The organism is Paenibacillus sp. USDA918EY, assembly GCF_009870825.1.
GTDB classification, from domain to species: Bacteria; Bacillota; Bacilli; order Paenibacillales; family Paenibacillaceae; genus Paenibacillus_AQ; species Paenibacillus_AQ albilobatus.
Map to the genome: position 1 here is coordinate 325,292 of NZ_WTWY01000007.1, position 9,507 is coordinate 334,798.

Genomic DNA, 9,507 nt, shown 5'->3' on the forward strand with positions numbered 1-9,507 from the left:
TGGTGCGGGTCGATCAGGCGGGAAATGAGGAGGAAGCGCACGTGTTTGTAAAAAGCATCAGCCTGCAGCATTACCGCAATTACGAAGAGCTCCAATTGGATTCCTTCAGCGACGTCAATCTGCTGATCGGACAAAACGCTCAAGGGAAAACCAATTTGGTTGAAGCGATTTTTGTTTTGGCCTTAACGAAAAGCCACCGGACCCCAAGAGACCGCGAGCTGATCTCTTTTCAGGAAAAAAGCGCGCATGTCTCCGCGGTGGTGGAAAGAAAATACGGGCAGCTGACGCTCGATCTGAATTTATCCCCGCAGGGGAAAAAAGCGAAAATCAACGGCCTCGAGCAGCGCAAACTTAGCGATTTCATCGGATCGCTGAACGTCGTGATGTTTGCGCCCGAGGATCTGGAAATCGTAAAGGGAACGCCTGGCGTACGCCGGCGTTTTCTTGACATGGAGATCGGGCAGGTCCAGCCCGGATATTTGTATCATTTGCAGCAGTACCAGAAGGTGCTGAACCAGCGCAACAATTTGCTCAAGCAAATGTGGGGCAACGACAAACCGCAGCAGGGGCTGTTGGAGGTTTGGGATCAGCAGCTTGCCGAACATGGTGTTAAAATCATCAAAAAGAGGAAACAATTTATCGTAAAGCTGCAAAAATGGGCCGAGTCCATTCACCACGGCATTACGAACGGCAGCGAAGACCTGAGGCTCGTTTATCTTCCGTCGTTCGGCGACGAGGCGGAGGAAGATGAAGCTTATCTTTTCGAACAATTTATGTTAAAATTATCACAACTGAAGGATCAGGAGCTTCGGCGCGGGATGACGCTTGCCGGGCCCCATCGCGACGATGTGGCCTTTTTTATCAACGGCAAGGAAGTGCATACCTATGGTTCCCAGGGGCAGCAGCGGACTACGGCATTGTCGCTTAAATTGGCGGAAATTGAACTGATCCAGGAGGAGATCGGGGAGTACCCGGTCCTGCTTTTGGATGACGTGCTGTCCGAATTGGATCCATACCGCCAAACGCAGCTCATTGAAACCTTTCAGACCAAAGTGCAAACCTTTATTACGGCGACGGGGATCGAGAGCCTGAATACCGATAAACTGAAAAAGGCCAGCGTTTTTCATGTCCATAGCGGACAGGTTGGCTCTTAAGGAGTTGGGATTATGTATATTCACCTGGGCGGCGAAAGAATTATCCGCTCCGCGGAACTGGTCGCCATTTTTGACGTTTCGATCGAGAAATCCTCAAAAATATCGAAGCAGTTCGTCAGCCACGCCTGCCAGCACAAAAACGTGGAGTATATCGGAGAAGAGGAACCGAAATCGATCGTGATCACGAAAAGCACAGTTTATTATTCCCCGATTTCGTCGTCGACACTCAAAAAACGGGCGAAGGTTTTCGTGGCCAACGCTTAATTATATATAACCCCGATCGAACTCTCTGAAGCCGGCAGCCGGCCAATGTAAAGAGAGTTTTTGCTGCGATGAACGCAGTTTAACGTTAATATTTGATTTATGCAGAATTCCTGATAGGAGATTCCCTTGAAACGCAGTTATACCCCGAAGCAGCAGATTTAGAATTTATAGAAGTAGGTGACAGGCATGTCTATGAATCAACCGCAATATGATGAGAATTCGATTCAGGTTCTGGAGGGTCTGGAAGCCGTCCGCAAACGTCCTGGTATGTATATCGGATCCACAAGCGCCAAAGGCCTTCACCATTTGGTATGGGAAGTCGTGGACAACAGTATCGACGAAGCCATGGCGGGCATATGCGATCATATCGAGGTCGTCGTTCACAAGGATAACAGCATTACCGTTGTCGATAACGGGCGGGGGATTCCGGTTGGCGAACATCCCAAGATGAAAAAATCCACGCTTGAAGTCGTCATGACCGTCCTGCACGCAGGCGGTAAATTCGGCGGCGGCGGATACAAGGTGTCCGGCGGTCTGCACGGCGTGGGTGTGTCCGTCGTTAACGCGCTGTCGTCCAAGGTGGTCGTGCAGGTTAGACTTGACGGCCATATCTACCAGCAGGAGTACCATCGCGGCGTTCCGCAATACGACATTAAAATCGTCGGGGAGACCGATGAGCACGGTACGACAGTGACGTTCCTGCCGGATCCGGAAATTTTCACCGAGACGACCGAATACGACTACAATACTTTGCTCACCCGGATCAGAGAGCTGGCTTTCCTGAATAAAGGCATTGCCTTGACGCTGACGGACGAACGTACGGGGGCTTCCAACTACTTCAAATACGAAGGCGGAATCATCGAATACGTCAAATATTTGAACGAGAAAAAGGAACCGCTGCATGAGCAGCCGATTTACGTCGAAGGCTCGCGCGACATGATTCAGGTCGAAATCGCGCTGCAGTACAACGACAGCTATACGGAGAATATTTATTCTTTTGCCAATAACATCAACACGCATGAAGGCGGAACGCATGAATCCGGCTTTAAGAGCGCGCTGACGCGGATTATTAACGACTACGCCAAAAAGAACGGCATGATCAAAGACAGCAACGGCAACCTGACCGGCGATGACGTCCGCGAGGGACTGACGGCCATCATATCCGTCAAAATTCCGGAGCCGCAGTTCGAAGGCCAGACGAAAACGAAACTGGGCAACAGCGAAGTCCGCGGCATCGTGGAGTCGCTCTTTTCCGAGAAGCTGCAGGAGTTTTTAGGCGAAAATCCGGCCGTATCCAAACGGATTCTCGAAAAAGCGCTCCAAGCGTCCCGCGCACGCGAAGCCGCGCGTAAAGCCCGTGAGCTGACGCGCCGCAAGAGCGCTCTGGAGATCAGCGCGCTGCCGGGCAAACTCGCCGACTGTTCTTCCAAGGACGCCTCGATCTGCGAGCTTTACATCGTCGAAGGCGACTCCGCGGGCGGATCGGCGAAGCAAGGCCGCGACCGGCACTTCCAGGCGATTTTGCCGATCCGCGGTAAAATTTTGAACGTAGAAAAGGCCAGACTCGACCGCATCCTTTCCAACATGGAAATTCGCGCGATGGTAACCGCCATGGGCACGGGAATCGGCGACGAGGACTTTGACATCTCCAAAGCGCGTTACCACAAGCTCATTATCATGACCGATGCCGACGTCGACGGCGCGCATATCCGCACGCTGCTGCTGACGTTCTTTTACCGGTACATGCGGCAGCTGGTGGAAGCGGGATACGTCTACATCGCTCAGCCACCGCTTTTCAAAATCGAGCGCAACAAAACGGTTCGTTACGCCAATTCCGAGAAAGAACGCGACGAAATCATCGCTTCGTTCGGGGAAGGCGCGAAATACAACATTCAGCGCTATAAAGGTCTGGGCGAGATGAACCCTGAGCAGCTTTGGGAAACGACGATGGATCCGGACAGCCGGACCATGCTTCAGGTGACGATTGAAGATGCGATGCAGGCGGATATTTTGTTCGATACCTTAATGGGGGACAATGTTGAACCTCGCCGCGATTTCATTCATGAGCATGCCAAGCATGTTAAAAATTTGGATATTTAAGCACGACAAAGAAGGAGTCTTCGAGGCTCCTTCTCTTTTTTTAGCCAATATTCAAGCTTTCTTTTTTCTTTTGCCTTCTTTGCGGGGAGCGGAAATCCGCCCGTAGGCAATCGCATACCGCTCGATCCGCTGATAAATGCTTTTATCCTTGAAAAACTTTTTGAAGGGAAATATGGCGGGAAGGGTGTTGACTTCCAAAATCCATGGATACAGATTGGTGTCGATCGCCACGTCCAAACCGATTTCTTTTAATTTTGGATATTTCTTTTGCAGCTGTTTGGCCGTTTCCTCCCCCAAGGCGTTAAGTTGCTTTTCAAGCAAGTTGATTTCGCGCTGCGAGGCGTGGGGAGCCAGCAGTTCATCCAACATTTTCACCGTTCCGCCGCCGTGGTAATTTGTAATGATTTTGTTTTTTCCCGCGACGCGGCCGACAATTCCTGTAGTTTCCCATTTCCCTTTGGGTGTCTTCTGCGTCAAAACTCTAAGGTCAAAGGAGCGGTCATTGTATTTTAGCTTGTGGATGCCCCTTTGGATCAGATAAACCTTTTTTCCGATATGGTTCCGAATGGCGCGGTGAAGGTCCGCTGTTGAAGTAAATTCTTCAATGCTTGTTCCCGATTTCAAAACGTATCGTTCTTGGAGAACGGTTTGGTCGCTTTCGTTAAAATCAAATGGTTCGGTTATTCGCTCTGCGCACATAACGCCGTTACCGTATGTCCCGATATCAGGTTTGATGTAAACCATCGTGTGCTCGTTCAGCATTTCGATAAGCGCGTCCTGCGAGTATTTCATGGTGAGGGGAATATTGGCCTCGATCTGCCTATTGCGCAGAAGCACCAATGTTTTGGCCCATTTGCTTGAAACACGCTGTATGGACAAGTCATCGCATCCTTTCCGTGAAGATGTGGCGGAAGCCGCTAGCGCGCAACGTAAGGCGAATTGTAAAATGCTTCATGGAATGCGTAAAACATAGGACAAGGGAGCAAATGAATGGTATAATATGAAGATATGGATAATTGAATTCTGAGTCCAGGAAACTCCTTTTGCCTATCAGTATATGTCACGGGCAGGAAGAGGGTAGGGCGAATCCCTAAAATAGAGCAAGATGGGCGGCGGTCTGCGGAGAAAAGGCCAAACGTTTAATTGTGCTCTTTTTGTGAAAGTAATATAATAAAGATTAGTGGTTTTTATCTATTTTGGTACGAAGCGGTACTGCTTTCCCCGGTTGCCGGCGGATTGCGGCTAGCCGTTTTATGCCCGTATGGAACTAAGATTCGTTGATTCTATAGTTGATTCTATATAGTCCGCATGCTTGTTTTGTTGAGGGAAATGGAGGAGGTCCACCATGGCGGAAGAAAAAAATCCCCAGATTAAGGAGCGGGACATTGGTGTCGAAATGCGCGAGTCCTTTATGGACTACGCGATGAGCATCATTGTGAGCCGGGCTTTGCCGGATGTGCGCGATGGACTCAAGCCGGTACACCGTCGCGTGCTTTATGCGATGTCGGAGCTTGGTTTGTCGCCGGATAAGCCGTTTAAAAAATCGGCGAGAATCGTCGGCGAGGTCATCGGTAAGTATCACCCGCACGGTGACGCGCCTGCTTACGAGACGATGGTCCGTATGGCGCAGGATTTTTCGATGCGTTATATGCTTGTCGAAGGGCACGGCAACTTTGGCTCCATCGATGGCGACGCTCCGGCCGCGATGCGTTATACCGAAGCGCGCCTTTCGAAGATTGCTCAAGAGATGCTGCGCGATATCAATAAGGAGACCATCGATTTTACGGAAAACTATGACGGCGAAGAGCTGGAGCCGGTCGTGCTTCCTGCGCGGTATCCGAACCTCCTGGTTAACGGCGTTTCGGGTATTGCCGTCGGGATGGCGACGAATATCCCGCCGCATAATCTCGGAGAGGTTATTGACGGGGTATTGGCCCTGATCCAAAATCCTGACATTTCTTCGCTGGAATTGATGGAATATATTAAAGGGCCGGATTTCCCGACCGCCGGTTATGTGTTGGGACGCCACGGCATTCGCCAGGCCTACGAAACCGGACGCGGCTCCGTGACGATGCGCGCCAAAGCCGAGATCGAAGAAAATAACGGCAAGGCGCGGATTATCGTGACCGAGCTTCCATACCAGGTCAATAAGGCGCGTTTGGTTGAAAAAATCGCCGAGCTGGTGCGCGAAAAAAGACTGGATGGCATTACCGACCTGCGGGACGAATCGGACCGTAACGGTATGCGGATCGTTGTCGAGCTGCGCCGTGACGTGAACCCGAGCGTGATGCTGAACAATTTGTACAAACACACGGCGATGCAGTCTACGTTCGGCATCAACATGCTGGCGATCGTGAAAAACGAACCGAAGGTTTTGAGTCTCAGAGATGTGCTGAGCTACTACCTGGAGCACCAGATCGAGGTCATTCGCCGGCGGACGGAATACGATTTGAAAAAAGCCGAAGCCCGCGCCCATATTCTCGAAGGTTTGCGTATCGCTTTGGACCATTTGGACGAAGTCATTTCGATTATCCGTTCCTCGCAAACGACCGACATCGCTCGCGAACGTTTGATCGAGCGCTTCGGGCTCAGCAACGAGCAGACGCAAGCGATTCTGGAAATGCGCTTGCAGCGCCTGACCGGACTGGAACGCGAGAAAATCGAAAACGAATACCGGGAACTGATGGTCAAAATCGCCGAATACAAGGAAATTTTGGCCAATGAGCATCTGGTGCTGGAAATCATCAGCAACGAGTTGCTCGAAATCAAGGAAAATTATGCGGATGAGCGCCGCACCGAAATTACCATCGGCGAAGAAAGCATTTTGGACGAAGACCTGATTCCTCGCGAGGAAGTGGTCATCACCATTACGCATACAGGCTACGTCAAACGCCTGCCGGCCAACACGTACCGCAGCCAAAAACGCGGCGGACGCGGGGTTGTGGGGATGGATACGAAGGACGAAGACTTCGTCGAGCATCTGTTTGTGACCAACTCCCACAATTACCTGATGTTCTTTACCGACCGGGGCAAGGTTTACCGGCTTAAAGCATACGAGATTCCGGAGCTCAGCCGCACGGCTCGGGGCACGGCGATCATCAACCTGATCCAAATCGAGCAGGGCGAGACGATCAACGCCGTCATTCCGGTGGAAGAGTTCGAAAACGACAAATACCTGTTCTTCGTCACCCGAAGCGGGATTGTGAAAAAGACGCCGCTGGAAGATTACGTGAACATCCGCAAAGGCGGTCTAATCGCAATCAACCTACGTGAAGATGATTCCCTGATCGAAGTCAAATTAACCGACGGCCAGCAGGAAGTTATTATGGCTACGGCTCAGGGCATGTCGATCCGGTTCTCGGAAAACGACGTTCGCTCCATGGGCCGCAGCGCGACCGGCGTCAAAGGGATTACGCTTGACGAAGACGACCAGGTCATCGGCATGGACGTCGTTGACAAAGACTTGGATACGTTGATCGTCACCGCGAAAGGTTACGGCAAACGGACGCCTCTGAGCGATTACCGTTCGCAGACCCGGGGCGGCAAAGGGATCAAGACGCTGAACGTTACCGAAAAAAATGGCCCGGTCGTAGGGCTTAAGGTCGTCAGACCGGATGAGGACCTGATGATCATTACTTCGAGCGGTACGCTGATCCGTACAAGCATTGAGGGAATTTCCATCATGGGCCGCTACACGCAAGGCGTTAAGCTGATCAACATCCGCGACGAAGATACCGTGGCCACGGTATGCCGGGTTGATAAAAGCGAGGAGCCGGAAGAAGGGGAAGAGTCGAATGAGGAAGGTTTGACCCCTCCATCCGACCCGGATGCGCCGGCAACCGCAGCAGATCAAGTGGCGGAATCGGATATGGATGATTCCTCGGATGAAGCGTAACGGATAAAACGAAAGAGCATGGCTTTCGAGAGATCGAAAGCGGTGCTCTTTTTTTCATTTTTAAAGGTGGCACACACCCATATGTTAGGGGATAACAAGCGTCCGGCTTCGAGATCAAGCAATTTCCCTACTATTTGCACCGGAATAGGCGTGCTGGAGTTTTGCGAAATGCTAATTTAGATTGTGCAGCACTACGGTACGTAATATAATGGAGTAAATTACCATGTTTTTTAGATGGAAGTTAGCGAGGGAATCATCGTTATGGCCAGCATATCTATTTCGGAATTGAAACCTGGTATCAAGCTAGTAAAAGATGTACATACTCCGCTTGGCGGATTGCTGATGCGCAAAGGCACGGTCTTGCTTCCTCGTGACTTGGATATTTTGCGTGCTTTTATGATCCAGCATGTCGAGGTAGATATAGGCGAAGCGGAGCTCAGGAATGTCACCAAGGCCATCTCGAGCGCAAACCCGGCAAATGCAAGCGATGAGAAACCGGCCGATACGGCGGTGTTAACGAAAACGGCTCCATTTCATGAAGAGTATGAAAAACTGATCTCGCTGATGAAAAGCGCGCATCAGTCCGTCATCGCCTCAGAATTGCCGATCTACGAGCTGCGGAATCAACTGGAAGCGGCTATCTTACATATCAAAGACTACAATCCGTTAACATTCGTGCCAAGATCAATGAATGAGTATGATTATATTTTCCATAACGGTGTGCTGTGTGCGTTTTCTTCGTATTTGCTTGCCAAATGGAGCGGGATGCAGCAGAAAGATTGGATGCAGGCGGCGTTCGCCGGGTTATTTCACGACATTGGGAATGCCAAGGTCGATCCGGCGATATTATATAAACCTAACGCTCTGACCGCCGCAGAGGCGGAAGAAATGCGCAGGCATACGGCATACGGGTATCAAATTCTCAAAAACGTCAGAGCGGTCAACGAAGGCGTCAGACTTGCGGCTCTTCAACATCACGAAAAAATCGACGGGTCCGGGTATCCGCTACGCTTGGATGGCGGCAAGATACATATCTATGCCAAAATGGTCGCCATTACGGACATTTTTCATGCAATGACGCTTAACCGGATTTATCGCAAGGCGCAGTCTCCATATTTGGTGCTTGAGCAGATTCACTCTGAAGCTTTCGGCAAGTTGGATCCCACTCTGGTACGGATCTTCATTCAAAAGGCGACGGAGTTTCATAACGGGACCGTCGTTCGCCTGAGCAATGGTCAGGTCGGCGAAATCGTGTTTACGGATCAGAATCATCCGACGCGCCCGATGGTTTCGGTCGGCGGGGAGATCATCAATCTGGTGCAGAAACGGCAGCTCTACATTGAAGAGGTTTTATCTTCAAATTAAATAGTTGACATGCTTAATAAAGCTGTGTTATATTAATACTTGTCTTCACGAAGACGTGGTTTAATAGAATGCAGCTTTTAAAATTTTTCTTTCAAAAAAAGCTTGCATTAATAAAGAAAACATGATATATTATAAAAGTTGCTGCTGAACATAACGGCGGCGACGAAAACGAAGTGTTTGATCTTTGAAAACTGAACAACGAGTGAGATTAGACCTTGCTTGCAAGGTCGACAGCGAAGCAAATCGGTTCAAGTCTTCTGGCTGAATGATTTGCGGAGCATAAATGAGAATTAAATTCTCGTCAGATTCAAAATGAGCTAAGAGCTCTTTCGAAGATGTGGATTGAAAATGATCGACTCAGCCGAGTTTGACCCATTTTCAATCGCCGGTCGAACGAAGTTCGACCTTTCTTGGAGAGTTTGATCCTGGCTCAGGACGAACGCTGGCGGCGTGCCTAATACATGCAAGTCGAGCGGACCTTAGCGATCTTCGGATCGCTCTTGGTCAGCGGCGGACGGGTGAGTAACACGTAGGCAACCTGCCTGCAAGACTGGGATAACTACCGGAAACGGTAGCTAATACCGGATAATTTATCGCTTCGCATGGAGCGGTAATGAAAGACGGAGTAATCTGTCACTTGCAGATGGGCCTGCGGCGCATTAGCTAGTTGGTGGGGTAACGGCTCACCAAGGCGACGATGCGTAGCCGACCTGAGAGGGTGAACGGCCA

Annotated in this window: 6 protein-coding genes and 1 rRNA gene; 6 read left to right on the forward strand and 1 reads right to left on the reverse strand. The window is 50.4% G+C overall.

What is annotated here, in order from left to right; translation table 11 throughout:
- The first annotated feature begins 41 nt into the window (after positions 1-41).
- From recF to gyrB, 3 genes are all read left to right on the forward strand, one after another.
- Entirely contained in the window at positions 42-1,154 is a 1,113-nt protein-coding gene (recF, locus tag GQY55_RS17120) for a DNA replication/repair protein RecF (protein WP_160043078.1), read from the forward strand.
- A gap of 12 nt (positions 1,155-1,166) precedes the next feature.
- A complete protein-coding gene (gene remB / locus GQY55_RS17125; protein WP_160043079.1) occupies positions 1,167-1,418 on the forward strand; it encodes an extracellular matrix regulator RemB in 252 nt (83 codons plus the stop codon).
- Positions 1,419-1,604: 186 nt separating this feature from the next.
- Positions 1,605-3,518 carry a DNA topoisomerase (ATP-hydrolyzing) subunit B gene (gene gyrB, locus GQY55_RS17130; protein WP_160043080.1) on the forward strand — a complete coding sequence of 638 codons (1,914 nt, stop codon included), beginning with the start codon at positions 1,605-1,607 and terminating at the stop codon, positions 3,516-3,518.
- Positions 3,519-3,569: 51 nt separating this feature from the next.
- Here the strand turns inward: gyrB and GQY55_RS17135 are convergent, their stop codons facing one another.
- Entirely contained in the window at positions 3,570-4,397 is an 828-nt protein-coding gene (locus GQY55_RS17135; protein ID WP_160043081.1) for a YheC/YheD family protein, read from the reverse strand.
- 466 nt (positions 4,398-4,863) lie between these two features.
- Between GQY55_RS17135 and gyrA the strand changes: the two genes are divergently transcribed.
- The 3 genes from gyrA to GQY55_RS17150 form a co-directional block, all read left to right on the forward strand.
- Entirely contained in the window at positions 4,864-7,413 is a 2,550-nt protein-coding gene (gene gyrA / locus GQY55_RS17140) for a DNA gyrase subunit A (protein ID WP_160043082.1), read from the forward strand.
- A gap of 261 nt (positions 7,414-7,674) precedes the next feature.
- Positions 7,675-8,778, forward strand: a complete 1,104-nt coding sequence (locus GQY55_RS17145) for an HD-GYP domain-containing protein (RefSeq protein ID WP_160043083.1) — start codon at positions 7,675-7,677, stop codon at positions 8,776-8,778.
- Positions 8,779-9,185: 407 nt separating this feature from the next.
- Positions 9,186-9,507: ribosomal RNA gene (locus GQY55_RS17150) — 16S ribosomal RNA — on the forward strand; the annotation flags it as partial.